This window comes from Acinetobacter sp. FY683 (genome assembly GCF_059515885.1).
Genome location: NZ_JCAKNA010000024.1, coordinates 14,304 through 39,678, shown reverse-complemented (window position 1 = coordinate 39,678; position 25,375 = coordinate 14,304). Strand labels below are relative to the sequence as shown.

The 25,375-nt window shown below is 36.1% G+C and carries 29 protein-coding genes; 11 read left to right on the top strand and 18 right to left on the bottom strand.

The genetic code is table 11. The annotated features are described in order from the left end of the window. Positions 1-225 precede the first annotated feature (225 nt). The 3 genes from AC5YDH_RS11795 to AC5YDH_RS11785 are packed head-to-tail and all read right to left on the bottom strand — an operon-like array spanning position 226 to position 3,054. The gene (locus tag AC5YDH_RS11795) at positions 226-1,305 is read right to left on the bottom strand and encodes a DUF6670 family protein (protein WP_496119754.1); all 1,080 of its coding nucleotides are present in this window, start codon (positions 1,303-1,305) and stop codon (positions 226-228) included. A 23-nt stretch (positions 1,306-1,328) separates the two neighbouring features. Then, positions 1,329-2,156, bottom strand: coding sequence for a CDP-diacylglycerol--serine O-phosphatidyltransferase (pssA, locus tag AC5YDH_RS11790; RefSeq protein ID WP_496119753.1), 828 nt, complete (start codon positions 2,154-2,156; stop codon positions 1,329-1,331). Positions 2,157-2,196: 40 nt separating this feature from the next. After that, positions 2,197-3,054, bottom strand: coding sequence for a 23S rRNA (adenine(2030)-N(6))-methyltransferase RlmJ (locus tag AC5YDH_RS11785; protein WP_496119751.1), 858 nt, complete (start codon positions 3,052-3,054; stop codon positions 2,197-2,199). A gap of 107 nt (positions 3,055-3,161) precedes the next feature. Here AC5YDH_RS11785 and AC5YDH_RS11780 point away from each other — a divergent pair, with 107 nt between their 5' ends. Then, positions 3,162-3,764 carry a 2OG-Fe(II) oxygenase gene (locus AC5YDH_RS11780; protein WP_496119750.1) on the top strand — a complete coding sequence of 201 codons (603 nt, stop codon included), beginning with the start codon at positions 3,162-3,164 and terminating at the stop codon, positions 3,762-3,764. Between the two features lie 57 nt (positions 3,765-3,821). After that, complete coding sequence (locus AC5YDH_RS11775) at positions 3,822-4,349, top strand: hypothetical protein (RefSeq protein ID WP_496119748.1); 528 nt, start codon at positions 3,822-3,824, stop codon at positions 4,347-4,349. A 68-nt stretch (positions 4,350-4,417) separates the two neighbouring features. Here AC5YDH_RS11775 and AC5YDH_RS11770 read toward each other — a convergent pair whose 3' ends face one another. The 6 genes from AC5YDH_RS11770 to AC5YDH_RS11745 all read right to left on the bottom strand — a co-directional run bounded on the left by AC5YDH_RS11770 (position 4,418) and on the right by AC5YDH_RS11745 (position 9,428). After that, positions 4,418-4,669 carry a DUF2789 family protein gene (locus AC5YDH_RS11770; protein WP_496119746.1) on the bottom strand — a complete coding sequence of 84 codons (252 nt, stop codon included), beginning with the start codon at positions 4,667-4,669 and terminating at the stop codon, positions 4,418-4,420. 115 nt (positions 4,670-4,784) lie between these two features. Then, positions 4,785-5,018, bottom strand: coding sequence for a DUF2789 family protein (locus AC5YDH_RS11765; RefSeq protein ID WP_496119745.1), 234 nt, complete (start codon positions 5,016-5,018; stop codon positions 4,785-4,787). 200 nt (positions 5,019-5,218) lie between these two features. Then, positions 5,219-5,452, bottom strand: a complete 234-nt coding sequence (locus AC5YDH_RS11760) for a DUF2789 family protein (protein ID WP_496119743.1) — start codon at positions 5,450-5,452, stop codon at positions 5,219-5,221. Positions 5,453-5,595: 143 nt separating this feature from the next. Next, entirely contained in the window at positions 5,596-6,582 is a 987-nt protein-coding gene (locus AC5YDH_RS11755) for a malate dehydrogenase (RefSeq protein WP_496119741.1), read from the bottom strand. 171 nt (positions 6,583-6,753) lie between these two features. After that, complete coding sequence (locus AC5YDH_RS11750) at positions 6,754-7,383, bottom strand: ribonuclease T2 family protein (RefSeq protein WP_496119740.1); 630 nt, start codon at positions 7,381-7,383, stop codon at positions 6,754-6,756. Positions 7,384-7,451: 68 nt separating this feature from the next. Then, positions 7,452-9,428 carry a lytic transglycosylase domain-containing protein gene (locus AC5YDH_RS11745; RefSeq protein ID WP_496119739.1) on the bottom strand — a complete coding sequence of 659 codons (1,977 nt, stop codon included), beginning with the start codon at positions 9,426-9,428 and terminating at the stop codon, positions 7,452-7,454. Positions 9,429-9,747: 319 nt separating this feature from the next. On the opposite strand from AC5YDH_RS11745, the gene miaB reads away from it, so the two are divergent. From miaB to ybeY, 3 genes are read left to right on the top strand one after another with little or no spacing between them, the layout of a single operon-like run. Next, positions 9,748-11,202, top strand: a complete 1,455-nt coding sequence (miaB, locus tag AC5YDH_RS11740) for a tRNA (N6-isopentenyl adenosine(37)-C2)-methylthiotransferase MiaB (protein ID WP_496119738.1) — start codon at positions 9,748-9,750, stop codon at positions 11,200-11,202. A gap of 37 nt (positions 11,203-11,239) precedes the next feature. Continuing rightward, positions 11,240-12,313 carry a PhoH family protein gene (locus tag AC5YDH_RS11735; protein ID WP_496119737.1) on the top strand — a complete coding sequence of 358 codons (1,074 nt, stop codon included), beginning with the start codon at positions 11,240-11,242 and terminating at the stop codon, positions 12,311-12,313. Between the two features lie 25 nt (positions 12,314-12,338). Next, positions 12,339-12,821 carry an rRNA maturation RNase YbeY gene (gene ybeY, locus AC5YDH_RS11730; protein ID WP_496119736.1) on the top strand — a complete coding sequence of 161 codons (483 nt, stop codon included), beginning with the start codon at positions 12,339-12,341 and terminating at the stop codon, positions 12,819-12,821. A 93-nt stretch (positions 12,822-12,914) separates the two neighbouring features. Here ybeY and AC5YDH_RS11725 read toward each other — a convergent pair whose 3' ends face one another. Beyond that, entirely contained in the window at positions 12,915-13,793 is an 879-nt protein-coding gene (locus AC5YDH_RS11725; protein WP_496119734.1) for an energy transducer TonB, read from the bottom strand. A gap of 226 nt (positions 13,794-14,019) precedes the next feature. Here AC5YDH_RS11725 and AC5YDH_RS11720 point away from each other — a divergent pair, with 226 nt between their 5' ends. The 4 genes from AC5YDH_RS11720 to AC5YDH_RS11705 all read left to right on the top strand — a co-directional run bounded on the left by AC5YDH_RS11720 (position 14,020) and on the right by AC5YDH_RS11705 (position 16,733). Next, complete coding sequence (locus AC5YDH_RS11720) at positions 14,020-14,673, top strand: hypothetical protein (protein ID WP_496119733.1); 654 nt, start codon at positions 14,020-14,022, stop codon at positions 14,671-14,673. 167 nt (positions 14,674-14,840) lie between these two features. Next, entirely contained in the window at positions 14,841-15,554 is a 714-nt protein-coding gene (locus AC5YDH_RS11715; RefSeq protein WP_496119731.1) for a DUF3108 domain-containing protein, read from the top strand. Positions 15,555-15,643: 89 nt separating this feature from the next. Then, complete coding sequence (locus AC5YDH_RS11710) at positions 15,644-16,219, top strand: xanthine phosphoribosyltransferase (RefSeq protein ID WP_496119729.1); 576 nt, start codon at positions 15,644-15,646, stop codon at positions 16,217-16,219. 157 nt (positions 16,220-16,376) lie between these two features. Beyond that, complete coding sequence (locus AC5YDH_RS11705; protein WP_496119727.1) at positions 16,377-16,733, top strand: hypothetical protein; 357 nt, start codon at positions 16,377-16,379, stop codon at positions 16,731-16,733. 17 nt (positions 16,734-16,750) lie between these two features. Here the strand turns inward: AC5YDH_RS11705 and wrbA are convergent, their stop codons facing one another. Beyond that, positions 16,751-17,344, bottom strand: a complete 594-nt coding sequence (wrbA, locus tag AC5YDH_RS11700) for an NAD(P)H:quinone oxidoreductase (RefSeq protein ID WP_496119725.1) — start codon at positions 17,342-17,344, stop codon at positions 16,751-16,753. 114 nt (positions 17,345-17,458) lie between these two features. Here wrbA and AC5YDH_RS11695 point away from each other — a divergent pair, with 114 nt between their 5' ends. Further along, positions 17,459-18,706, top strand: a complete 1,248-nt coding sequence (locus AC5YDH_RS11695; protein ID WP_496119723.1) for a YihY family inner membrane protein — start codon at positions 17,459-17,461, stop codon at positions 18,704-18,706. 50 nt (positions 18,707-18,756) lie between these two features. Here AC5YDH_RS11695 and yddG read toward each other — a convergent pair whose 3' ends face one another. After that, positions 18,757-19,653: an aromatic amino acid DMT transporter YddG gene (gene yddG / locus AC5YDH_RS11690; RefSeq protein WP_496119721.1), complete on the bottom strand. Its 897-nt coding sequence runs from the start codon at positions 19,651-19,653 to the stop codon at positions 18,757-18,759. Between the two features lie 7 nt (positions 19,654-19,660). Next, on the bottom strand, positions 19,661-20,593 hold the full coding sequence (locus AC5YDH_RS11685; protein WP_496119719.1) for a DMT family transporter: 933 nt from the start codon (positions 20,591-20,593) through the stop codon (positions 19,661-19,663). Positions 20,594-20,696: 103 nt separating this feature from the next. Between AC5YDH_RS11685 and AC5YDH_RS11680 the strand changes: the two genes are divergently transcribed. Continuing rightward, positions 20,697-21,488: a helix-turn-helix domain-containing protein gene (locus tag AC5YDH_RS11680; RefSeq protein ID WP_496119717.1), complete on the top strand. Its 792-nt coding sequence runs from the start codon at positions 20,697-20,699 to the stop codon at positions 21,486-21,488. A 62-nt stretch (positions 21,489-21,550) separates the two neighbouring features. Here the strand turns inward: AC5YDH_RS11680 and AC5YDH_RS11675 are convergent, their stop codons facing one another. The 5 genes from AC5YDH_RS11675 to AC5YDH_RS11655 all read right to left on the bottom strand — a co-directional run bounded on the left by AC5YDH_RS11675 (position 21,551) and on the right by AC5YDH_RS11655 (position 25,270). Next, positions 21,551-21,955 carry an ExbD/TolR family protein gene (locus AC5YDH_RS11675; RefSeq protein ID WP_496119715.1) on the bottom strand — a complete coding sequence of 135 codons (405 nt, stop codon included), beginning with the start codon at positions 21,953-21,955 and terminating at the stop codon, positions 21,551-21,553. Next, positions 21,955-22,578 carry a MotA/TolQ/ExbB proton channel family protein gene (locus AC5YDH_RS11670; protein ID WP_496119713.1) on the bottom strand — a complete coding sequence of 208 codons (624 nt, stop codon included), beginning with the start codon at positions 22,576-22,578 and terminating at the stop codon, positions 21,955-21,957. Before AC5YDH_RS11670 ends, AC5YDH_RS11675 begins: the two co-directional genes overlap by 1 nt. Before the next feature lie 20 nt (positions 22,579-22,598). Continuing rightward, positions 22,599-23,396 carry an energy transducer TonB gene (locus tag AC5YDH_RS11665; protein WP_496119711.1) on the bottom strand — a complete coding sequence of 266 codons (798 nt, stop codon included), beginning with the start codon at positions 23,394-23,396 and terminating at the stop codon, positions 22,599-22,601. 229 nt (positions 23,397-23,625) lie between these two features. Next, complete coding sequence (purU, locus tag AC5YDH_RS11660) at positions 23,626-24,492, bottom strand: formyltetrahydrofolate deformylase (protein ID WP_496119709.1); 867 nt, start codon at positions 24,490-24,492, stop codon at positions 23,626-23,628. Between the two features lie 76 nt (positions 24,493-24,568). After that, the gene (locus AC5YDH_RS11655; protein WP_496119708.1) at positions 24,569-25,270 is read right to left on the bottom strand and encodes a TetR/AcrR family transcriptional regulator; all 702 of its coding nucleotides are present in this window, start codon (positions 25,268-25,270) and stop codon (positions 24,569-24,571) included. Positions 25,271-25,375 lie beyond the last annotated feature (105 nt).

Sequence of the window (25,375 nt, the reverse complement as noted above, 5' to 3'; positions counted from 1 at the left end):
ATCTCTAGAAAGTCAACTGGTAATTTAAATTATTTTAAACTTTCTTTCTAAAACCCAATCTTAACACTTAGTGCTAAGTTGCTGTTTTATCAGAAGTTTTAATCTTCATCACCGCCGATGGATGTGCATTCTACAGCATTCCCATTCCAATACAACCCCCTTTTTCACTTTTTTTATTTTTCTTCTATCAAGCGGTGATTATTCGATCAAAAACACCCATTTTTATTATTTTTTGGTCATAAATGGAATAATTTCATCTTTAAATCTATAATTTTTTTCGTCCTTATTATGCTCTTGCCACCTCAAAGCACGACAATCAATATATTCACAATAACCACCACCCCCCATTTCTTCTTCATTATTAATATTTAGAACATATTTAAAACTGCCAACATAGCCTGCTCCAAGCCCAAACTTAAAATCACCCCGACTTTGTGCACTCAAAATAATTTGAACACCATCTTTTGCCACAGACCTCCACTCGAACTCTCTAGGTAAATACATATCAAGACCATTTGGTGTTTTTATTTTTGGATAGACTCTATAAATATTAAATTCCACACACTCATCATAAACCTGTGTTATTTGTTTATCCCCATCTCGCAAATACATTCGTGATTGCAATATTTGATTTATCTCATTTCTAATTTGTATACAAATAAGTTGTCTATCATTTTTAAGATTCACAATTAGATAGCTATAAAAAGCAAAAGGAATGTATGGAAAATTCACTGTTCTTGCAAAATCAAATGTTCCTAAATGGTCTATTTTTGTTTTTTGTTGTTTATAAATAATCTCTCCTTCGCATTTGCACAATACAGACCAATATTCTGCCAACGCCATTCTTAATTTTAAAAAATGTGAAACTGTGTTTGTAGCTGTAATTTTAATTTTAAAACTTAACTCCTCACTTTCTCTTTGAATAATGAAATTAGGAAAAGAACCACTAATACGTTCACAATCTGAAAACTGAATTTGATTTTGTAAAAATGAACAATCTTTTTGAATTGAATATGAGTGAAGAGAACCAGCCATTTGTGCACTTACACTATTAAATACTGTAGCTGTATCTAAAGCATAAGTATTGATACTACTTTCATTTTGTAAAATAGGTGCGCTTGGCTGCCCAAGTAAACTATAAAAATTAAAATAATGTAAAGGCGCTGGAAGATTTGGAATGATTAATGCGTGATGGGTAATTTTATATTTATTATTTGGTGCATGATAAGGGAGTTGATCGAGTGAATTTAGAGAAGCTCGATTACATTGTTTTGACTGATCCAATAAATCGAAAAACAATGCCATATCGAACTCCTCATTCTAATTCATCATGTTTTTGACGTATTTCGTGCCAAGAATGTTGTAACAAAACCAGATAATGCATAAATGATAGAAATCACAAATATACCGACAGGAATGTTGTAAGTGACTGCAGCAAAAATAAAGACAATAATAGGTAAAACAAAAAATGGAACTCGCTTGCGTTCCACCGTTTTAAATGAGTAATACTTAATGTTTGAAATCATAAGTAAACCCACAGCAATGATGATCACAGCATTAAAAACTTGACTACCAAAAGCTTGTAAGTCAAATATTTCTGGAAAATCTCGAGCTACAAGTACCAATGAAATAATCATTACTGCAGCAAGTGGACTTGCAACACCAATAAAATAGCGTTTATCCACCACTCCTATTTGCACATTAAAACGTGCCAAACGAAATGCTGCACATGCTGTATAGACAAAACAGGCTGCTAAACCAATACGGCCTAAATCGTGAAGGCTCCAGCTATACATTAAAATAGCGGGCGCCACACCAAATGCAAGCAGATCTGACAATGAATCAAACTGCTCTCCAAATGGGCTTTGTGCACCAATGGCACGTGCGACACGACCATCCAAACCATCCAATAATGCTGCAATAAAAATTGCATAAACAGCATGCGTATAGTCTTGATTCATACTCGCAATAATCGAGTAAAATCCTGATAACAACGCTGCAGTTGTAATCAAATTTGGCCACAGATAGATACCACGACGCTTTACTTTCTGTCCTTCATGGGTATGTTCTTCCTCTTCCACTTCAAAAGTAATTCCATCGAAGGTACTTTCTTTCGTTGAAGATATTTCCCGTTCAGGTTTATTTGTATTTGTCATTGTTTATTCCTAAATGTGACCATTTCTGATTTATTTTAACTTATTCGCCAACTAACCAACGTACAGCAGCATGTCCGCCATTTTCGCTCATGCGTAAATGTGGGAACAACCATTGTAACGCTTCATCAGCATCTTCAGAAAACTTCCATGGTGGGTTAATAACCAATAAACCACAACCATTCAAACCAACAGGTGTGTCATCTGGCCATACGCATACTTCACATACCAATTGACGACGAATTCCTGTTTTAAACATTTTCTTTTCAAAACGCTCAATCATCGCGCGGTCTTTAATTGGATACCAAATAGCAAATACACCTGTAGGCCATTTTTTATATGCAGCAACAATTAGCTCAACCAATTGAGGGAAATCTTTACGCTCCACTTCATATGGAGGATCGATCATCACCAAACCACGTTTTTCTTTAGGTGGAAGAACAGCTAAAAGACCTTCATAAGCATCACGCTCATGTAAGCCTGCACGCTTATCAAAAATATTGTGGCGTAATTGTTGAAAAACATCACGTTGCATTTCAAAAATAGTCGCTTTATCTATTTCACGCATGCCTTCTAAGGCAAACCATGGTGAGCCAGGGTATGCACCTTTGCCAAAATTTTCACGCATGTTTTCAACAACTTTTAAATATTGTTGAACACCTTCGGGTGCATTACGCTTAATAGAGTCATCAAGTTTAACTAAACGGTGAATACCCGTTAAAAACTCACCAGACTTTTGTGCTTCAGATGTCGATAAATCATATTTACCAGCACCACCATGCGTATCTACATAGCGATAAGGTTTATCTTTTGCATTGAGTCGAGTCAGTAATTGAAGCAATAATACATGCTTCATGACATCGGCAAAGTTGCCTGCATGGTAATGGTGACGGTAATTCATGTTTCATTTATTCCTCATATCAACGAGTATTTTAGCATGAAATTTAGTTTCATTCAGAAGCATATCTTGTTCTAATAGCGAACAGATATTTTTTTGAGTTTTAATTAATGGAAGCAGTCCTTCTCCCAAAGTCTTGGAATGTTGATCAAATCTTAGATGATTTAGATCAACATGGGTTCTCAATCATTGATGATGCTTATTCTTCTGAGTATATTCATCAACTTGTAGAAGAATGTACATCTCACTTAAACCAGTTTAGAGATGCTGCAATTCAAAATGGTATTGTTTCAAACATACGTAGCGATCATATTTTATGGCTACATGAAGAATTAAAAATATCGCATCAACATACAAAAATGCTTTATGCACTTGCAGAACAATTTAATCGTACATTTTATTTAGGAATCAATAATGTAGAAGCACATTTTGCTTGCTATAACGCAGGTGAATTTTATGCATTGCATCGTGATAATCCACAAGGTAAAAATGGTCGTATTCTTTCTGCCGTTTATTATTTACATGAAACTTGGCAAGATGATTGGGGCGGTGAATTACGTCTACAAGATAAAAACAATCAATGGCACACCATACACCCCAAACCTAATCGATTAGCATTATTCCAAAGTGATTTACTGCATGAAGTATTAGAAGCAAAACATCAAAGGTTATCTATTACTGCATGGCTGCGCCATAACGATTCTATCTTGTAACTTTAAATCTATAAAAACATCCTCATATAGTAAAGATGATTCAATGAGGATGTTCCGATGCGCGAAAACACAAAGACAATTATTCAACGTATTGGTGAAACCGACCAACTTTATTTGCAAGAAAACACACCCACACTTGCATTGGAACGAGCTGATTTACGTCTTCAATTGGTCATGATCAGTGATATTCGCCAAGAACAAGTTCACTTTTTACAAGAAGCGATTGTACTTTTAGAGCAAGCTCGTATTGAGTTTGAAGAAATGCCTCTCGATTTATATATCAATCTTTCTTTGCATTTGGCAAAAGCCTACATGATGTTCTTTGAAATCACGCATGAAGAACGCTATGCCATTATTACACAACAAATTATGAAGCCTATGGCAAAGCTTGAGCACGGCGATATCTATTTCTTTTTAGCGTATGCATCTGCTATGAAGAATGAACCATCAATGACTCGTCACTGGCTCACAAAATACAGTCAAACACCACTTTATGATTTTGAAATTTTGACGCAACACCCTGCTTTTAAAGCATACCAAGATGAACAATGGTTTAAGCAGATTTTACAAAGCAAACTCCATTAAATTTGAAAATTTTAATTTTTAAAAGATAAAAGCCTCTTTCGAGGCTTTTATCTTTTTAGGTCATAAGTTTAAACAGGTTGTAATTTATAAGCATCTAAATGTAATTGTTGATTTAACTCATCAATCCAAATTGCCCAATCATCATCTTGAACTAAATGACTAATAAGAAGTGAACGCTGTGCCTTATTCCAAAAAGGTGCATCATGAAGTGAAACATCTGCTGGTAGTTGATGTGTACGTACATATAGCTCAATTGCAGCAGCACTATTGGCTAAGCCGAGTTGTGAAAATAATAATTCTAAGGATGGTTTGTTCTGCATGAGCTTTCGCCCTCCTTATCAACTTATTTGTAGTTTATTATTTAATCAGCTTATAAGAATTACATCAACAAAACTAGTCCGATGTTTAAATATTATGTTTCTATTTATAACTTAATCAATCGTCATGCAATTGTTCATTCAGTTGATCTATCACCATTGCCCATTCATCATCTTTTTTCCAATGACTGACAATAAAATCACGTTGTGAATCAGTCCAAAACTCAGCAGCAGGCATCGATGTATTTAAATCTAATCGATGTGTACTAATAAATTTTAGAATTCCTTCTTCTGAACTATCCAATCCTAATTGTTGAAATAATAACTCTTGTGTTACATCCATATCTAGCATGATTCAATCTCATCGACTTACTTTACTTACAACTATGAATCTAACACTAACAATTTGAATGGTTGTTATTTTTTGTACAACAAGCCTTAACTTAAACCCAATAATTTAAATACTTTTCTCATTCTAAATGACATTATTTTTTAATACGCAACAACCAATATTTAAACTTCAGACAATCAGTTATTTTTACACTTATTAAGTTATTCACCATGTAAAAGCTCATCCAATAATTCAATAATCACTGCCCACTCATCATTTTTTGATTTATAGTTTTCTAAAAATTGGCGCTGTTCATCACTCCAAAATGGTGCACCTTCTAACTTTACACCTATAGTCAGTTGATGCGAATCGACAAAAGAATCCATATCTTTTTCATCAGAAGCCAGTCCTAGCTTCTGGAATAATGTTTCCAGTGTAATGTTCACATCTGACATTCCGCAACTCCTTAAAAAATTTATTATTATTTAAATCCTTATAACAGGTTTTATAAAAATAAAATATATTATTCCTGTATTTTTTGTATAAAAAAGCACCTCATTTGAGGTGCTTTTTTTATAACTTAATCTAAAAGACTAAATTATTTAACCATGTCAGCAATTGCTGCACGTTCGCCTTCTAACTCATCAAGAGTGAAGTTGATACGCTCACGGCTGAATTCATCAATTTCAAGACCTTGAACGATTTTGTACTCGCCATTTTCGCAAGTTACAGGGAAACCGAACATTACGCCTTCAGGAATACCATAAGAACCGTCAGAAGGAATACCCATAGTTACCCATTCGCCATTTGTACCAAGAGCCCAATCACGCATATGGTCAATTGCAGCGTTAGCAGCAGAAGCTGCAGAAGACAAACCACGTGCTTCGATGATCGCAGCACCACGTTTACCAACTGTTGGAAGGAACACATCTTTGTTCCAAACAGCATCGTTGATTTTGTCTTTTAAGCTTTCGCCATTTACAGTTGCAAAACGGTAGTCAGCATACATTGTTGGAGAATGGTTACCCCAAACTGTCATCGTTTTGATATCAGAAACTGCAACACCAGCTTTTTGAGCAAGTTGAGTTAACGCACGGTTGTGGTCAAGACGTAACATTGCTGTAAAGTTTTTAGCTGGAAGATCTGGAGCAGATTTCATTGCGATATAAGCGTTAGTGTTAGCAGGGTTACCTACAACAAGAACTTTAACGTCACGGCTAGCAACTTCGTTAAGTGCTTGACCTTGACCAATGAAAATTTCACCGTTTACTTTAAGTAATTCAGCACGTTCCATACCAGGACCACGTGGACGTGAACCAACTAATAAAGCGTAGTCAGCATCTTTGAATGCAACTTTAGGATCATCAGTACCGATCATGCCTTCCAACAATGGGAATGCACAGTCGTCAAGTTCCATCATTACGCCTTTAAGCGCAGCTTGAGCTTTCTCAAATGGAACTTCTAATAATTGAAGAATAACTGGTTGGTCTTTACCTAACATTTCGCCGCTTGCGATACGGAATAATAAGCTATAACCGATTTGACCAGCTGCGCCAGTAACGGCAACACGAACTGCTTGCTTCATGTAATTATCTCCAATTGAGAGGATAGTCAATGCAATTAAATAGCTGTTCTATTTAATCTTAATCATCATAAACGGCAAAGATTGTACTCCAATCATTCGTCTGATGCATGTAAAACAGAATCTAATTGAACAAAAGTCTGATAGAAAATATAAATTAAACTATGAAAAAGCCTAGTAAGAGCCTTTAATCGTAAAAGTATTTGGACAATTTGAAACGACTTTATTAGAACACGACTTATATTGTCCATTTTGTGCGTAGCACACATTTAATGTCGTTAAATAATTTGTACCACGATGTTTCACACACCTAAAACTGATAGCATTTGATGTCAAACCTTTATTTAGTCGGATAAACATTGTTTGTAATGCTAAGGTATGAATTTGATGTGTTTCTTGCTCTGTCATCACAGATGGAATATTCAAACGATCTGCATAATTAATAATTGTTCTAAAATACTGACTTGCGGTTGTTCCTGTACAAGCACCAACAGCACTCCACAATTGGCGTCGTGCTGCTTCATCAGGCATAACGCGTGCAACAACTTTCGCCTGTAAAGGTGGCAGTGTAGCAGATGAGTCAGTCATACAATCTTTACGCGAAGTTTCAGGGTATAAACCTTGAATATTTAAGGTATACCCTTCTAAACACTTCCGCTTTTTCACTTTAGATGTATCTAGAAGACACATCGCAGGTGTCATTTGAATTTCCAAAACATAGCCAACAGGTTTATTTGCATAAAGATGAGGTGCAACAAAACATGAACCAAGCGTGCTTAACATAAGCACACTTTTTCTTATCATTTTTTGTTTCAAAGCATTTCTCATTTTTATCTGACCCATTAAAGCAAATGACTTTAATTGTATTACGACTATTGCGCTACGTTACGCAAAGGAATGACCTGCATCCGTTGACCAATAGATTGTGAACCTTGTCCTAGCAATAAACCATAATGAACAGCATTTGTCATGACATGTTTTACATAATCACGTGTTTCACTCAATGGAATAGTTTCTGTGTACTGATCTGCTGCAATACTTTGATATTCTGGTTGCCAACGGCGTGCACGGTTTGGTCCTGCATTATATCCTGCTGTTGCAAGCACAGAATTATCACTTAATTGACTCTGAATAGTCGATAAATAATATGTTCCATATCGAATATTTACATTCGTATCAGTCAATGCTGCGGGGTTATAGGTCTCCCCCATTTTGCGTGCAACCAATTTTGCTGTCTCTGGCATAATTTGCATTAAACCACCTGCACCAACGTGTGAACGTGCATCTGTATTAAAACGACTTTCTTGACGCATAAGCCCATAAGCCCAAGCAGGATCAATTCCAGCATTTCGACTATGACTCACAACATAATCACGATGTGGTGTTGCATAGCCATACACATAGTTATGCTTATTTACCGTACGATCTGCTGCATAAATTGCGCGATCATACCATCCCATATCTGTTGCTCGTTTCGCAGCAGCAAGAATAAGCTCATCATCATGTTTTAAATAAGCTTGTCGAACAGCCCAATTCCATTCACGATTAATATATACAACGGGTGCACCTACATCTCTTAATGCAAATGCACGACTAAAATGAACATCTTGGCTTAAGCGTTGAATGTCCTTATTTGAAGGTTCATAATTTGACGATAAATTATAAGTTTCACCAACATGATCTTTTGCTAATAAGTTGTGATATCCCGTACCATCAGCAAGCTTTTTAAATATTTCTTTTGAAGTTCGCTTTGAAGCAGAATCTGAGCGTTGCTCATACGCACGCGCTAACCAATATTGCCAACGCTCTTCTTGGCGTTGTGTTACAGACATGGCATCAATGGCACGAATAAGGCTTTCCCACTCACTAAAACGAATAGCTTGACGAGCATAAATTTCAGCTTCTTCAGGACTATATGGCAAACCATAACTTGCATCTAGCAAATCCAGAACGTCTTTATTGAAATTATTTTTCATGACCGTGGTACCGCCAATATAACCCACAGTTCGATACAACGCCTTTTGAATGATCTCAGGCGTACCATCAGCAGTGCGCTTTACAGAAGATAATGCTAAATTCAAATCACTATCTGCTAAACGCCCAACTGCAAAAATTAAATACGCATAATCCGCATCTGAGCTTTTAGATGCAGACCAAAGATAATTTGCAGGATTGGCCTGAATAGAATTGAATTGAGCTAGTGTTAAATTCAGTCCTAAACTTTGAGCTGTTGCAACAGCTTGACCACTCTTTCCTGAACGTAATTGCCCCCAAAGGCGCTGCTCTTTATCTTCCTTTGTCATTAAAGGGCTAGAGGACATCATTCGTGCCAAACCATGACAAAAATCAGATTGAGAATTTGTGCTTAACCAAACATCTTTAAATTCTGCATAAACCAATGGATCACCTGAACGTGCACGTACTTGTGCCATTGCACAACTTTCCGCTTGGTCAGGATTCGTCACATAAGGTAAAACGGGTAAAGGACTTGAAAAGTCTGTTTGCTTTACCTTTTCTTCTACATAATCTGCTGCCAATTTTTCAGCCATAGCAGATTGAGGATAGCGCTGTGCAAAACCAATAATCGCACTTGCAGGTTGTGAAGCAAGGTTTCTATTTAATTTCCAATATTCTGGGTAATAGCCTAGAACATCATTTTGCATAGAATTTTGATATTGTTCTAAGGCTTGAATGTTGCCTGAATTCGCAGCTCTTAATGCATCATTGAACTGCTCATTTCCTGCATGCGCAAAAGAAACAATACACAAGGAACTCATACTTAGCACAAGACTTTTATAGCGTTGTTTTTGTCTTTCAATCATTGTGAGCATGCTTGTGCTTTCTTTCATTACTGTGCCTTTTATATATAGAAATTAACCAACAGCACCGAATAGTTTAGTTAGTTTAGAATAACGCTATTGTTCTGTTGTGTAACCTTATGATTAAACAATATTAATTTTCAAACATTTTCCCTTCATAAATCAATAAAAATACGCACTTATTTTAAATTATAAATTTTTGATATTTTCCTGCTAAACTATGCGCCTTCTTACATTCCTTGAATTTTGCTCAACATTTACTGTAGATAGAACCCATGTGATAAATCACTAGGTCTAAAATCCTACCATAAGAGCATGTTTCATAAAGATTTATCCTTCAGGAGCCTACATGACGGTTCAAACCTTCATTCCCAATAGTGCCCAAGCTGCCTCAGAAAACACTGTTACCCAGCCACAGCACACCCCAGCCAACGATTCAGTCAAAAAACTGTTCATCGAAACGCAAGGGTGTCAGATGAATGAGTATGACAGTCACCGTATGGCAGATTTACTAGGCGACTCACACGGATACGTGCTAACTAAAGACCCGAAAGAAGCCGATATTCTACTTATGAATACGTGTTCTATTCGTGAAAAAGCGCAAGAAAAAGTATTCTCTGAGTTAGGTCGCTGGCGCAAGCTTAAAGAAAAAAATCCTGATCTTATTATTGGTGTTGGTGGATGTGTTGCTTCTCAAGAAGGTGACAACATTCAAAAACGTGCCAATTATGTCGACATGATTTTCGGCCCACAAACATTACACCGTTTACCACAAATGCTTGATCAACATTTTGAGCAAGTTGAAAAACCGAAAAAAGAAAAAATCAAACTGGTTGATATTTCTTTCCCTGACATTGAAAAATTCGACTTTTTACCTGAACCGCGCGTTGAAGGTCATAAAGCATTTGTTTCAATTATGGAAGGTTGTTCAAAATACTGCTCTTTCTGCGTAGTTCCTTACACTCGTGGTGAAGAAGTTTCACGCCCACTAGACGATGTACTTGCTGAAATTGCAACGCTTGCAGAAAAAGGCGTTCGTGAAATTTCATTATTAGGACAAAACGTAAATGGCTACCGTGGTGAAACATTCGAAGGTGAAATTTGCACATTTGCAGATTTACTTCGTTTAGTTGCAGAAATTCCAGGTATTGGTCGTTTACGTTATACAACATCGCATCCACTTGAATTTAACGATGACTTAATTCAATGTTACCGTGATTTACCTCAAATGGTTTCTCATCTTCATTTACCAGTACAAAGTGGTTCAAACGATGTACTTCAGGCTATGAAGCGTAACCATACAATTGATGTTTACATCGAAAAAATTGCGAAATTACGTAAAGTGCGTCCAGACATGCATTTATCTTCAGATTTCATTATTGGTTTCCCTGGTGAAACAGATGAGAACTTTGAAGAAACGTATCAGTTCATTAAAGATATGGACTTTGACCACTCTTACAGCTTTGTCTATTCAAAACGCCCGGGAACACCTGCGGCAGAATTGGAAGATACAATTCCTGAAGATGTGAAAAAAGAACGTTTATCTTTAGTACAAAAATGGATTAAACGCTCAAGCATTGATAAAACAGATGCAATGCTCGGTACAATCCAACGTGTTCTTATTGAAAAAGTTTCTGACAAAGACCCTGATCTTTTAGTGGGTACAGCAGACAACACACGTTATGTCACGTTTATTGGTGATGCTTCGTGGGTTGGTCGCTTTGCAGAAATTGAAATCACTGAAATAAAAACTTTAAATTTAGTTTACGGTGAGCTCTTGAATCTTGAACCTGACGTGGCGTAATGTAGGGCTATAACAAGATTACTTTTAAGGAACTCTCTTGACTGCAACGATTCGACGTACAGTAGCTTTTCCTGGTGTTTCGGTAGACCGTTTAAAAAGTATGTTAGGTGCTTATAACGGTCATCTAAAACAAATCGAACAACGTTTAAATGTCCAACTTTCCCATCGTGGCGAAGAATTCTTTGTCGATGGTGATATAGATGCAGTCGAGAGAGCCGAAAGTTTGCTCCAGCGCCTGTATACCGAAGCCGAAACTTCTCAACAAATTTCCGCTGATACCTTGCATCTCATGATTCAAGGTAGCCAAACAGACCGTGAACTACAAACAGATTTAGACCAAGAGCACACAGGTCTAGAAGATGTTTATCTTCAAACACGTAAAGGTCGTATTAACCCACGTGGTGCCAACCAAAAACGCTATGTACAACGTATTTTACAAAGTGATATTTCATTTGGTATTGGCCCCGCAGGTACAGGTAAAACCTATCTTGCTGTAGCAGCTGCAGTAGATATGCTAGAACGTAATGAAATTCAGCGTATTTTATTGGTTCGACCTGCTGTTGAAGCGGGTGAAAAACTCGGTTTCTTACCCGGTGATTTAACTCAAAAAATCGATCCTTATTTACGCCCGCTTTACGATGCATTATACGAAATGCTTGGTTTCGAAAAAGTTGCAAAACTTATTGAACGCCAAGTCATTGAAGTTGCCCCTCTCGCTTATATGCGTGGTCGCACACTCAATCATTCTTTCGTTATTCTCGATGAAGCACAAAACACAACACCCGAACAAATGAAAATGTTCTTAACGCGTTTAGGTTTTGGTTCACGTGCTGTGATTACTGGAGACGTAACACAGGTCGATTTACCTCGAGGGCAACAATCAGGTTTATCGCACGCATTACGTGTTGTTGAGAAAATTAAAGAAATTCATATTACTCGCTTTCATTCTCGAGATGTTGTGCGTCACCAATTGGTTCAAAAAATTGTTGAAGCATACGAAGGATGGGACAGTGAACAACAACGTCTTAGTGCCGAAGCTCGCGCGGAACGTAAAGCGCTCCAAGCTGCATTAATTGCTGAAAATGATGCAGCAGCAGATGCACAAGACTAATTTAAACATAATTTAAGGATTTGTTTTGAAGCTTAGTCTTTCACTACAACAGGATTTTCAAGCACCTGAATTGGTCTTGAAACGCGCTCATATTAAGAAAGTTGTAGAAACAGCTTTACGTCATATCGACACACAAAGCGATTGTGAAATTGGTATTGCTTGTGTGAATAATGATGAAAGCCATAAACTCAATTTAGAATATCGAGGAAAAGATAAATCGACTAATGTTTTATCTTTTCCTAGTGATCTTCCCGATGAAATGGCTGAAATTTTAGATTCATTTCCTATTGGTGATTTAGTCATTTGCATTCCTGTTGTATTACGTGAAGCTCAGGAACAAAATAAACTTCCACTTACACATTTCACTCACATGCTTGTACATGGCACTTTACATTTAATGGGCTATGACCATGAAACTTCAGATGAAGATGCCGATGAAATGGAAGCACTAGAAATCGAAATTCTTGCTAAATTAGGATTTGAAAACCCTTATTTAGAACAAGATTAATTTTAAATTGAAAAAAGCGAGCTACGGCTCGCTTTTTTTATTTTGGAAAATTTAGCCAACCTTTTCTGTAAGGAAAGAATTAGCGAGAGAAATTTAGTTCACTTCAATTTCTGCTTCGGCAGGGTCAAAACGCCATGTCCGAATAATTCTAAGCTCTGAAATATCTTTCATTTTAGCGTCGAATGCGCCATAAGGTGCTGCTTTACGAACAGATGCCTTAGCAGCTTCATCTAAAATAGAATGTCCCGAACTATCAATTAATCGAATTGCACGAATACCACCATTTGCATTCAAAATGACCATTAAGCGAACCTCACCAGACAAACGCATTTGTTTAGCTTGATCTGGATAATGACGATTACCGTAAAATTCTACTTTTTCACGGAATTTATCCATATAAGCAGCCGAAACATCTTTTTTTGCCTGAATACCATCTAATGTTTTTACTTTTTGTGTACGGCTAAAATTTTGCTGACGTTTTAAATATTGCGCTTCAATACTTGCAACCATTGCCGCTTTGGCTTGAAATTGGCTATTGAGCTGCTCCATCGCTTTTTTACGGTTATTTTGCTCTGCTTCTTTTTTCCAACTTAATGTGGTCATTAATACTTTTTCTTCAAAGCTTAATTCACGCTGTTGTTGCATTTGTTCTAAACTCTCAAGCTGTTGATTACCCGTTGTTACATCTTCAACAGCAGCAGGCATATCACTCGATATCCGATGAGCTTCACGAAAAGTACCAGAACCTTGCTGATCTTCTTGTGCTAAAAAATCGGCATTTTTTACTTCTTTTTCAGCAGGTCGAATAGAAACTGCAATATCTTTTGTAGACGTATCCGTTTCCTTTGGTTCTGCAAATTGTAGTGTTAAAACAAAAAGATGAAGAAGTCCTGCAATCAACAATGCTGCAGTAAAAAGAGAATCTTGCCACCAATGGCTTTTAAAGGGTGTTAAAAATGTTTTAATTGACATCACAATAAACGGACAAAAGTCAGTTTTCCTAAACTGTAAAAACAGAATAACATTGATCAAATTATCTATTCTTGTAGATAAAAGTGAAACCCATCAATAAATAAGTTAAGCTTATAAACTATTGAAAATGGTGCTATTTATTTTGCTAAACTGCAAGCGATAAACTCGATTTTTTAATACAATTAAAGTAACTCGAGTCAAAGGTACCCTATCATTGGAACACGACATGCAAACGCTCATTTCAAACATATCCAAACGCTTAAAACAAGCTTATCAAAAAGCTGAAGATTACATTGAAGACGAACGTGAATTTCCAATGTCACAAGTGTTTCTAAATGCAACATTCCAACGATTTGTCACAGATAACGTAAAAATGCTTAAAGATCTTCATGCAGATTTACATGATGATTGGTTACGCTTATATGCCACACTTGATTATAACGGTCTAAAAATCACATTAACGGTCGATTTAAAGCTTGTACTTATGGAGCTCAATAAAAAGAAGCAGCTTGTTGTATTTGAACAAATTAGTGAAACATCTATCCTTGATGCAAAATATCCAAATATTTTCCATAAAGGTGGAGTGAAATGTGCTTTATGGTTCTATCAAAAAGTTTTAAATAAAGATCCCTTAGGTCTAATTTTAGAAAAGCTTAATGTCATTAAGGTTAAAGATGATTTACTTCATTTAGACTTAAATCGTTGGTTAGGTAAAAATAAATCAATTATTGAAACCTTGGCCAAAGTAAATGTAAATCACGCTGTACTTCGGGAAGCTCAGCTTGTTGTTTTTGGAAACGTCAACTTAATGGCACTTCTTAATAAAATGTCGAGTGAGCGTATGGATACAGATGTAAATGAATCTGATGTTACGTCATAGCGTAGAAAGAACAAATAATGCAATAAAATGTGTAATGCTACATTTATGCAACACAAAAGAAATAAACCTAAGATTTATCTTCATGATCTAAATGCATAATCATTAAGATAAATTAAAAGCAATGGAACTGAACCTCCATTACTTAATAGGAATAGGACATTACAGATATGGCTAAACAAATTTTAAAAACACTCGGCCTTACTTCTGCATTTACAATGACAGCAATTTTTGGCTCAATTTCAAGTCAAACTTTTGCAATGAATCCTTTTCAAGCAGATTACCAATTTAGCTATAATGATAAAAATATTGGCACTGCAATACGTACTTTAAATCAATCTGGAAAAAATTGGTTTTATGTATTTAATGCTGAGGCAGTAGGCTTAGCCTCGGCAACAGAAATAAGTAAATTTACTTTCAATAAAGGAAAAATTTCATCTTCAAGTTTCAGTCGTACAAGTAAAGTTCTTGTTCATAACAACACCATGACTATTAACTTCAATCCAAGTACAAAATTAATTAATACTAAAAAAGATGATAAATCTCGCTCATTTGCTTGGAAAGCAGGTGTTTTAGATGAGTTAAATGCAGAACTACAATTACGTGAAGACTTGAAAAAAGGAACATTAAGATCTAATTATTTACTTGCTGATGCAAAAGAAATTGAGTCTCGTAAATTTGTAAAACAAGGAAATGAGAAAGTAACAACCAATTATGGTACTTTCGATACCATGAAAGTCGTTTTAAAACATGACAAACCAGGACGTGAAACTATTTTTTGGTTAGCACCCAAATTAGACTATTTACCCGTAAAAGTAACGCATGTTGATAAAAAAACCTCTTATGGATTGTTATTAACAAGTTATAAAGGTCAAACAAATTAATTAATTTTCCCAATTATGCTTGCATTTTTTCAGTTGCTTTTTAAAATACGCTTTTGCTTTAAAAAGCAACTGCTCTTGAGGATTCTCCCGTGCACGCACTTGAACAGAAAATCTTAGCTGAAGGTATCGTCCTTTCTGAGGAAGTTCTGAAAGTCGATTCTTTCTTAAATCACCAAATTGACCCTGCAATGATGCAACTCATTGGTCAAGAATTTGCTCGTCTATTCAAAGATGCGGGCATCACAAAAATCATTACCATTGAAGCTTCAGGTATTGCACCTGCTGTCATGGCTGGTTTAGAACTTGGTGTTCCTGTAATTTTTGCACGTAAATATCAATCTTTAACATTAAAAGATGATTTATATCGTTCTAAAGTTTTCTCTTTCACAAAGCAAATTGAAAGCACAATTGCAATTTCAAACAAGCACATCAGTTCAACTGACAAAGTATTAGTCATTGATGACTTCTTGGCAAATGGTCAAGCAGCTTTAGGTCTTGCAGACTTAATTCATCAAGCAAATGCTGAAGTCATTGGTATTGGTATCGTGATTGAAAAATCATTCCAACCAGGTCGTGATTTGCTTCTTGAAAAAGGTTACCGTGTAGAATCTTTAGCACGTGTTAAATCTTTAGCAAATGGCACAGTTGAATTTGTTCGCGACTAATCGAGCATTTTCATATTAAAGCGCCTCTCATGGCGCTTTTTTCATGCTTTTTTATTTTCACTAAGCTTTTAAACTTTCACGTGTTTTTTGGCATAATTAGCTAAGAACAAAAAATTAAACCATGCAACAATAAAGATTCAGGAAGAGGAACATCAGCATGCAATGCCCTAAATGTGGATCTAGTGAAATTGAACAACGCAACCATGAACAAAGCCTTCAGAAATTAGGTGGCGTATTGCTCAGCGGTGCAGGTGCAACTGCTGGTACTGTGGGTGGTGCTGCATCAGGTGCATCCATTGGTGCTGCCATTGGTACGGTAGCAGGACCTTTAGGTATTATTGTGGGTGGAACTGTAGGCACTTTTATTGGTGCAATTAGTATAGGGATTACAGGTGGCTTTCTTGGTCATCGTGTAGGTAAAAAAGCAGGTGTTATTGTCGATCAAAACATTTTCTTAGATTACCAATGCAGCAAATGTGGCAAACGCTTTAAGGCAGAAAAAAAGGAGAATTAATATTCTCCTTTTTATTTTTATTTCAACAACTTCAACGCTGTTTCCGCAAGTCTCCGCCCCTGCTCTTCACATAAGCATTTTTCATCTTGGCTTAAACTTAAATCATGTCTTGGGCCGCTCACATGTGATGCACCATAAGGTGTTCCACCTGTTTTAGTATTCGACAAAGCTGGTTTTGCATTCGTCAGTCCCAAAATCATCATGCCATGATGGAACAATGGCGGAAGCATTGTTAATAATGTACTTTCCTGACCACCGTGCATAGAACCTGAAGTTGTAAACACACTTGCTGGCTTATTATGTAAAGCACCGTTTAACCATAGACTAGTTGTTTGATCTAAGAAATATTTTAACTCAGATGCCATATTACCAAAACGTGTAGGCGAACCTAATGCTAAACCTGAGCAATTTGCCAAATCATCCAAAGTACAATAAATATCACCATCACTAGGAATACTTGGCTCTGCTTCTTTTACCACTGTCGATAGATTTGGAACTGTGCGAATTTTCACAGCCATTCCTACAGACTCAACACCATTTGCAATTAAATGTGCCATCTCTTTTGTTGAGCCATTTTTACTGTAATATAGAACTAAAATATAAGGTTGCATATTTTTAACAAACGGAACAAAAAAGAAAACTATACGGTATTTTTATCTTATTTTGGGTAAGCTTATGAAAGAAAGTTGTGAAATACCATTAAAAACAATTGAGATTACTAAAGCATGATCATTGAGTATTTTAAAAAATTACCTTTTTATGAAAAAACGTGGTTTCAATTTATTTTATTTGTATTACGACGCTTTGAAGCAGATCGTTGCCGTGAACAAGCAGGATCGCTTACCTACACCACATTATTTGCAGTCGTTCCTATGCTGACGGTGTTCCTTGTTATTATTTCCTCAATCAAGGCATTAGAACCTGCTAGGCAACAATTACAACAGCTTATTTATAGCAATTTTTTACCCAATACGACTATTGCATTCGACAAAGCATTAAGTGCCTTTACCGAAAAATCGAGCAATCTCACCATTATTGGTGTGCTCTTCTTATTTTTTACCACAGTCATGATGTTAACAAGCATTGAAACTGTGTTTAACCGTATTTGGCGAGTGAAAGAGACACGTGGTGGTATTTTAGGGTTTATGCGCTATTGGACCATTATTTCTTTAGGTCCTATTTTACTCGGTAGTGCCTTCGTTGTTTCTTCCACGCTCGCTTCGATGAGTGTATTAAGTAATAACTTTGCAGGCTATGAATTAGATGGCTCATTTATCTTATGGTCTATTTCTTTTTCTTTATCTATTTTAGGTTTCTTTATATTAAATTGGACTATTCCCAACCGTAATGTCCCAATAAAAGCTGCATTTATTGCAGGTTTATTTAGTGCCATTGTATTTGAATTACTTAAAAATTTATTCGGCTACACCATGTCGAACTTTACGAGTTATCAAATTATTTATGGTGCTTTTGCTGCTATTCCTATTTTTCTTTTGTGGATTTTCCTGTCGTGGAATATTGTTTTACTTGGTGTTGAAATTAGCTACGCACTCACTGCATTCAATTCTGGGAAAGATCAAAAACGACATCCTTTACTTATGCTTTTAGATTTACTCGAACTGTTCTATCAAAAGCAAAAGTTTGGAAAATCTGTAAGTGAGCATGAGGCTTTAGAAGTTTTAGGACGTGATGAAATTGGACGCTTACCGTCTTATATTCTTATGTTAGAAAAACAAAATCTAATTAAGCGCACTGACGATGACAAATTTGTACTGGTCAGAAACTTATCTCAAGTCGACTTTTGGAGCTTTTATAGCAACCTGCCTTATTCTTTGCCGCACAAAAACGACATCGATGATGTTTTTAAAAGTGATGAATGGATGGAAAAAATAGGGCCTGCTCTTATTGAAGCAGATGATTATTTATCTGCAAAACTATCTATCCCACTTTCAAAGATATTTGAAGCAAAATAAAAACTGCCTATTCAAAATAAGAAAGCCCTTAATAAAGGGCTTTCTTTCGATCAGTGTTCACTTTCAATATTTGCAAAGGTACATTTCCAACAAATAAGTGCCCCCACAGTGACCAGTGCCGTACCAATCCAAAAGGCAAATGAAGGAATCACCCCTAAAATAAGCATAGACATCAGTGAAGATAATATTGGCATAAAATAAGTTGCCAAAATTAACAACTGAATATTTCCAAATTGTAAACTCTGATTCCAGTTGCTATATGCAATACCAATTAGACTTCCAACAACAGCAATGACCATCCACAAATTCAAGCTTGGCATAATAAATGATTCATTCAATGCAAAGTGTAAAACCCACAAGGACACTGCCGTAAGTACAAAAAATAAAGGAACTGCATTGTAGCCTTGTGCATATTTTTTGGTTAAAACACTATAACAAGGCCATAAAATTGCACCTAAAAATGCAAAGAAATAGGCTTTAGGGTTTTGTTCCAAGACATGAATAAACTGTGTAATTTCTAATATCCGTGGATTCACCACAAGCAATAAGCCGACAACTGCTAAAATAAATCCAACAAAAACAAAGTTATTAAAATTTAATTGCTTTGCAAAAATTGAAAATAGAATGGTAATAGGAGGCCATAAGTAGTTAATCATCGCAATAATTAAAACCTGCTCATGGTTATGCGATAAAGCAATAGAAATAAGAAACAAAATTTCATAGCTAATGAATAAAAAACCACAACCATATAAATATGCTTTAGGTATTTCTTTGAGCGATGGCATTTTCCCAAATATTAAAATACAAAAAGCACTAAAACTGTAAATCATGGCGATACCTGAAACAGGTGTCACTTGTTCCGTGATTAGTTTTACAACTGCGACCAAACTTGCCCAAATTAAAATTGAACTAAAACCCAGCCATGTATATTTATTTACAGTATTCATTAAAAGTTTATCTAAGAAATTTAGGGAAATTTAAAGTTCGTTTAATCCATTGGTGTAATGTCACAACAAAAACACCCGCCATAACAAGCAACGTACCTAAAATAAAATTGGTTTCAACCGTCTCATTTAAAAGCACAACACCAAAGACCATACCAAAAATAGGCGTCAAAAAGGAAAAAACACCCAAACCATTTGCTAAATACTTTCTGAGCAACCAAAACCAAAGTAACAAACTAAAGAATGACATAATAAATACATGAAATGCCAAACTACTGAATGTAAGTATTGTCCATTGAATTGCTGTTTGCCCCGTCAAATAAGCAACAGGCAATAAAAAAACACAACCACCTACTAACTGATAAAAAAGTGTTTGAGTCGGATGAGCATCACCCAATTTTGTTAAACGCAGCGAAATAGTCGTCAATGCCCACATAATTCCCGCACATAAAGCCAAAGCATCACCAAACAAAACTTGCTGTAAATCTACACCTGACTGCTGTTCACGCCCAACAAAGGATAAAACAATACCTGAAAATGCAATAAAAATACCACCCCACTGTATTACAGATAACCGCTCTGATGGTAGCTTCCAATGTAATCCTAAAGCCACAAAAATTGGTGCTGTATATAGCAATACAACGGTATGAGATGCCGAAGTAAAGCGTAAAGCCTCAGCCACAAAAACAAATTCTGCTGAAAATAAAAATGCTAACCAAATTCCAGGAATTAAATATTCTTTGGAATATAAATGAGTTCCTTGCTGTAACTTAATTAATGGAAAAACCAAAATTGCCGATAGTCCCGATCGAATAGCAATTTGCATGATCGGAGAAATATCAGCTGCTGCAATTTTAAGTACAACTTGCTGAATCCCCCAAACAACACACAATATAATCATTAAGCCAGATGCCTGTGCATCTAGCGACTTACGCAATTCCACAACGGTTACTCAATTACAACAAGAAAGCACACTATAGTAATGTCCTAAATAAAATATATAATCAAAAACAGACAAACTATCATCTTATTCAGGCAATTTTCACATGGGTAAAAACCGTTACGATGATGTGATCCACTTTAAGCAACTACAAACCAATGATCACATCATTGCGCCACTCTGGATTAACTTTCGAGAAGACCCTGCTCAATCGATTTACCCAGTGCATGGACATGCTTGGGGCGAGTTTGTTTATGCTTTTAAAGGCATTATGGAGGTGAATATTGCAAATATTGACTATATTACCCCTCCACCCTATGGCATTTGGTTACCCCCAAATTTGCAACATAGTGGCTTAAATAGAACTGAAGTTTCTCACGGCACTTTATACATTCACGAAACTCTTTGTGAGAAATTACCTAAGCAAGCAGGGATTATGCTGACCTCCCCTCTTGTTAGCGCTTTATTACACCAACTTAAAGGTCATCCGAAAAATATTGATGATCCTGCACATACGCGCTTACTTTATGTTCTTCTCGATCAATTAATTGATGCAGAACTTATTAGCACATATTTGCCACATTCAAACCATTTAGGTTTAAAACAAATTTTAGATTATTTACATCAAAATCCATCTGACCATAGCTCATTACAACAACTAGCTCAAATCAGTAATATGACAGAGCGAACACTTGCTCGCCTAAGTCAAAAAGAGTTGGGAATGTCATTAAATGAATGGAGGCAAAGACTTAAAGTTTTAAAAGCAATGTCTATGCTTAATGAAGGTAAAAAGATCGAAAGTATTGCTTTAGATTTAGGCTATGCCAATGCATCTGCTTTTATTAACATGTTTAAGCGTTGGATGAACTTAACCCCAGATCAATTCCGTAAACGTTAAAACCTTCGTCATAAAAAAAGCGATCTAAATAGATCGCTTTTTAGGGAAGAAATTTCTAAATTTTATTTTTCGCTTACAAAAGCAATATCACTGAGTCCGGCTTCACTCGCACGTGACATTACTTGTGCAACAGTATCGTATTTAGATTCTTTATCTGCACGTAATTGTACAGTTGGTTTTTGCGCTTGCTGACCTGCTTCATTAAAACGAGTTTCTAACTCATCTAAAGTCACAACTTTATCGTCCCAAGCAACGTCACCATTCGCATTAATACTCACAGTAATTGCTTTGGGTGGTTGCTCTTGGATTTCAGCAGTCGTTTGTGGCAAGGTTAATGGAATTGATGGGTTGGCAACAGTTGCAGTCACCAAAAAGATGATCATCAATACCAACATAATGTCGATAAGTGGAATGAGATTCATCTCATTCATACCGCTGTCGTTGTCTTCACCCAATTGAAAAGCCATTAAGCTTGACCTCCAACTAGACCTTTTTCTGTTGCATTCGTTTCAACTTTTTGTGTTGATGAATCTTGTAGCAACATAGTGTCAATTAATAAGCTATGCGCATGATCTTGCAATTCGTTGTTTAACGTTTTGTTGAATCGCATGCAAATGTTGTAAGCAATCACGGCTGGAATAGCAACTGCCAAACCAAAACCAGTCATAATCAATGCTTCACCCACTGGTGTAGCAACTTGTGCTAAACCTGCTTGACCACTTTTACCTACAGCAACGAGCGCATGGAAAATACCCCAAACCGTACCAAATAAACCCACAAATGGTGCAAGTGAAGCAATTGTTCCTAATACTGCAATGCCTTTTTCTGCAGATGATTTTTCAGCAGATATTTGACGAAGAAGTGCTTGTTCAGCAACCGCTTTACGTTGTTCAAATGATAAAGGTGAAAGCTTATTTTTCAGTGCTTGAATAGCTTTAGAAAGTTGAGCATAAGCAACTTGTTTAAGTTGGCGAGTTCCCATTATACGTAAAATAAGAACAGTCCACGTTGTAATAGACATGATGAGCAACACAAAATAAAGTGTTTTACTAACCGCATCTGCATGTTGCCAATAAACTGAAAAGTTCATACTCGAACTCCTGATAAATGTTAGCCGTTAGAATTCAATGTAAGTTCAAATGGTTGATCCGCTTTAAACGGATATGCAACACCATTTTCTCTATATGGTTTGAATTTTGCACCTTTTACAGCGCGTACAATTTTTTCATCAAGGGCACTAAGACCACTTGATTTGATAACTCTTACGTTTGTAATACTGCCCTTTGCATCCGCTTCAATAGAAACGATAACAATGCGATTAGAGCCTTGTAAATCTTTGTTTGTGTAAACTGGTTTTGGTGAGCGTGACCAAGAAATTTGACCAATGTTCAATTTTTTCGGTGTATTTAATTCTTGCTGACGACGTTGATTTTCACGTTGCTCATTTGCAAGTCGATCACGTTCTGCTTGCTCACGTTGCTGTTGTTCACGCTGTTGCTGTTCTAGACGTTTTTGCTGTTCTATTTGTTCTTGTTGCTTTAACTTATCTAAACGGTCTTGCTCAAGTTTCTTCTTATCTACTACATCTTCTACAGGCTGAACTTTCTTTTCAGTAACTTGTTTCTTTTGTGCAATAACCTTTGGTTTTACAATAGGTTCTACCACAACTTTAGGTTCAGGTTTTGGTGGTTGAACAACTGGCTTAGGTTCTACAACAGGTTCATCTGCAATAGTGACAAAACGAACGCTCATTGGTTTTGTTTCATTTGGCTTTATTTCTAAAGTCTTCATATGACTCAATGCAAACATCACACTCATGTGTCCGACAATTACAGCAGTTAAAGCAATAACGACTTTCTTTTTCATCGGATTCTGTTCAGGCATCATAGGAGCAGCAGATTGAGTCATTAAATTCTGTTACCTTCAAAAGAAAACTGCATCATTAATAACTCCGCAATTAAACTTATCGGTTTGTACAATTAAAGTGGCACAATGATAAATGAGAAGTGTTTTCATTTGCAACATTTAATTTGTCTCTTTTTATTACTTTTTTATTGGTTTTTTTAACTGACAATTCAGATCTCCAATAAAAAAGGCATACTTTAAGTATGCCTTTTTATCACGATCAAATAAAGATCTATTGGAATACAACAGTCTTATTGCCATCCACAATAATTCTGTCTTCCAAATGCCACTTCACTGCACGTGCCAATACATTACGTTCTACATCTTGACCAAGTTCACGAAGTTGATCGACTGTAAAGTCATGATTTACACGTTCAACATCTTGTTCAATAATTGGACCTTGGTCTAAATCTGCTGTTACATAATGTGCAGTCGCACCAATGAGCTTCACACCTTTCTCATGTGCTTGTTTGTAAGGATTTGCACCCACAAAAGCAGGTAAGAATGAATGGTGAATATTAATAACCTTCATTTCCCACTTTTGTACAAACTCTTCATCTAAAATTTGCATATAACGAGCAAGCACAAGTAAGTCATTACCTTGCATCAACTCATCAATTTGAGCATAAGCTTCGCGCTTATTTTCTTTATTTACAGGCACTACTTCAAATGGAATACCAAAGTTTTCTACAGATTCACGTAAAGTTTCATGGTTTGAAACAACTTTAGTAATTTCACATGGTAAACCACCACGTGCATGACGCCATAAAAGCTCAAGTAAGGCATGGTCTACTTTCGAAACCAAAATACCGACTTTTTTCACGTCGCTTACTAAAGCCAAACGCCATTGCATTTCATAGCGTTCAGCAACATTTGATGCAAAAGTTTGAGTTAAGTTTTCTTTACGAGTTTGTAAGTTATCTAACTCAAACTCAACACGCATAAAGTAACGCCCGCCCTGAGCCGCTGTAGCATATTGATCTAGAGCTGTAATATTTGCTCCTTGATGATACAAAAAGCTAGAAACGGCTTGCACAATTCCTGGTTTATCTTCGCAGGTAATTAATAAACGTGCTGTGTTGGCAGTCGTCATATTCATGTTGGTTTATATCGCTAATCAGTAAATTAAAATAAGCCGAGTATTCTAACGCTTTTCGCATGCAGACAAAATAGAATTATTCACTATCTACTTTTTTTGCAGATGAAAGACTTTCAAATAACTCAGAAGAACCTAAAGATTCTAATAATCTCTCATACGTATTACGACTTTCTCCACGTAAATAAGCACCTTCAAGGAAGACCATTTGACGTAAAGCTTGCCACACCCATTTTTCTTCTAATGTATTTGAGTCTTTAATATGACCCGACATATATAAGAAATTAGTCCAATTGGTCAAAACAATCCATAAATTGATGGTTAATGCTTCAATTTCAGAGTCAGTCATTTCCATTAAGCCAGCATTTACAAAAGCTTTATAAACTTTTTGTCCTTGCTGCATCACTTGACCTGCAAAACGAGGATACATTTTTCTATAATCTTCGTTATTTTCAACCAAATGATAAACATCACGATGTAAAAAACGGTATGCCCATAATTGGCTACTTAGCACTTGGACATAGCGAATTTTATCATTTGCGTCTAATACACGGTCGTCTGGTAAAGCAAGCATTTCAAGAGTTTCTGACTGATATTGCTCCATCAACTCTTTAATAATTTCGCTTTTATTACGAAAGTGATAGTACAAATTACCAGGACTCATATTCAGCTCTGCTGCAATATGATTTGTTGTTACCGAACGCTCACCACGCTCGTTAAACAGCTGTAAACTTAGCTGTAAAATACGCTCTTTGGTTTTCACCGTTTTTGATTGAGACATCCTGACATAACCATTCTGTATAAAATGTTAGCAAACTAACATAAAGTGTCTTGACTGTTTAGAGTAAATACTCTAAAAATTAAATTAATCGCTTTTATTAAATGT

Excerpts from the sequence above, each read along its gene's own strand:
- AC5YDH_RS11795 (WP_496119754.1), bottom strand. The coding sequence starts at position 1,305 with ATGGCATTGTTTTTCGATTTATTGGATCAGTCAAAACAATGTAATCGA.
- pssA (WP_496119753.1), bottom strand. The coding sequence starts at position 2,156 with ATGACAAATACAAATAAACCTGAACGGGAAATATCTTCAACGAAAGAA.
- AC5YDH_RS11785 (WP_496119751.1), bottom strand. The coding sequence starts at position 3,054 with ATGAATTACCGTCACCATTACCATGCAGGCAACTTTGCCGATGTCATG.
- AC5YDH_RS11780 (WP_496119750.1), top strand. The coding sequence starts at position 3,162 with ATGGAAGCAGTCCTTCTCCCAAAGTCTTGGAATGTTGATCAAATCTTA.
- AC5YDH_RS11775 (WP_496119748.1), top strand. The coding sequence starts at position 3,822 with ATGCGCGAAAACACAAAGACAATTATTCAACGTATTGGTGAAACCGAC.
- AC5YDH_RS11770 (WP_496119746.1), bottom strand. The coding sequence starts at position 4,669 with ATGCAGAACAAACCATCCTTAGAATTATTATTTTCACAACTCGGCTTA.
- AC5YDH_RS11765 (WP_496119745.1), bottom strand. The coding sequence starts at position 5,018 with ATGCTAGATATGGATGTAACACAAGAGTTATTATTTCAACAATTAGGA.
- AC5YDH_RS11760 (WP_496119743.1), bottom strand. The coding sequence starts at position 5,452 with ATGTCAGATGTGAACATTACACTGGAAACATTATTCCAGAAGCTAGGA.
- AC5YDH_RS11755 (WP_496119741.1), bottom strand. The coding sequence starts at position 6,582 with ATGAAGCAAGCAGTTCGTGTTGCCGTTACTGGCGCAGCTGGTCAAATC.
- AC5YDH_RS11750 (WP_496119740.1), bottom strand. The coding sequence starts at position 7,383 with ATGATAAGAAAAAGTGTGCTTATGTTAAGCACGCTTGGTTCATGTTTT.
- AC5YDH_RS11745 (WP_496119739.1), bottom strand. The coding sequence starts at position 9,428 with ATGAAAGAAAGCACAAGCATGCTCACAATGATTGAAAGACAAAAACAA.
- miaB (WP_496119738.1), top strand. The coding sequence starts at position 9,748 with ATGACGGTTCAAACCTTCATTCCCAATAGTGCCCAAGCTGCCTCAGAA.
- AC5YDH_RS11725 (WP_496119734.1), bottom strand. The coding sequence starts at position 13,793 with ATGTCAATTAAAACATTTTTAACACCCTTTAAAAGCCATTGGTGGCAA.
- AC5YDH_RS11720 (WP_496119733.1), top strand. The coding sequence starts at position 14,020 with ATGCAAACGCTCATTTCAAACATATCCAAACGCTTAAAACAAGCTTAT.
- AC5YDH_RS11715 (WP_496119731.1), top strand. The coding sequence starts at position 14,841 with ATGGCTAAACAAATTTTAAAAACACTCGGCCTTACTTCTGCATTTACA.
- AC5YDH_RS11705 (WP_496119727.1), top strand. The coding sequence starts at position 16,377 with ATGCAATGCCCTAAATGTGGATCTAGTGAAATTGAACAACGCAACCAT.
- wrbA (WP_496119725.1), bottom strand. The coding sequence starts at position 17,344 with ATGCAACCTTATATTTTAGTTCTATATTACAGTAAAAATGGCTCAACA.
- AC5YDH_RS11695 (WP_496119723.1), top strand. The coding sequence starts at position 17,459 with ATGATCATTGAGTATTTTAAAAAATTACCTTTTTATGAAAAAACGTGG.
- yddG (WP_496119721.1), bottom strand. The coding sequence starts at position 19,653 with ATGAATACTGTAAATAAATATACATGGCTGGGTTTTAGTTCAATTTTA.
- AC5YDH_RS11680 (WP_496119717.1), top strand. The coding sequence starts at position 20,697 with ATGGGTAAAAACCGTTACGATGATGTGATCCACTTTAAGCAACTACAA.
- AC5YDH_RS11675 (WP_496119715.1), bottom strand. The coding sequence starts at position 21,955 with ATGGCTTTTCAATTGGGTGAAGACAACGACAGCGGTATGAATGAGATG.
- AC5YDH_RS11670 (WP_496119713.1), bottom strand. The coding sequence starts at position 22,578 with ATGAACTTTTCAGTTTATTGGCAACATGCAGATGCGGTTAGTAAAACA.
- AC5YDH_RS11665 (WP_496119711.1), bottom strand. The coding sequence starts at position 23,396 with ATGACTCAATCTGCTGCTCCTATGATGCCTGAACAGAATCCGATGAAA.
- purU (WP_496119709.1), bottom strand. The coding sequence starts at position 24,492 with ATGAATATGACGACTGCCAACACAGCACGTTTATTAATTACCTGCGAA.
- AC5YDH_RS11655 (WP_496119708.1), bottom strand. The coding sequence starts at position 25,270 with ATGTCTCAATCAAAAACGGTGAAAACCAAAGAGCGTATTTTACAGCTA.